The organism is Pseudomonas sp. HY2-MNA-CIBAN-0224, from assembly GCF_040310285.1.
Classification (GTDB): Bacteria; Pseudomonadota; Gammaproteobacteria; order Pseudomonadales; family Pseudomonadaceae; genus Aquipseudomonas; species Aquipseudomonas helleri.
In genome coordinates, this window is sequence record NZ_JBEOPQ010000354.1 from 1 (window position 1) to 299 (window position 299).

Sequence of the window (299 nt, forward strand, 5' to 3'; positions counted from 1 at the left end):
AGAATGGACCGATATAACCTTTTAGCTTCAATGTACTGCCACTCAGTTGTGCAGTCATACGATAATCTTTACCTTTTTCAGGATCTGTAATCGTACCGCCACTATACTTACCACCACCGTCAGCTTTGAGGCCTTTGATGATAGTTGTACCAACGTGTTTTTGACCTTTGGCTGAGTTGGTAGCAATGAGCTTACCTGTCAACACGCCATTTGACTCAGTGATTTTTACTGTGCCTTTTGGCTTGCCTTCATCATAAGTCTGCCAAGTGGTATTGGCTAAAGGATCAGCGGCGAATGCC

Annotated in this window: 1 protein-coding gene; it reads right to left on the reverse strand. The window is 44.1% G+C overall.

The window, feature by feature from the left end; translation table 11 throughout:
* A partial coding sequence (locus AAEZ03_RS26715) for a DUF2147 domain-containing protein (protein ID WP_350582802.1) occupies window positions 1-299 on the reverse strand: 299 nt, incomplete at both ends.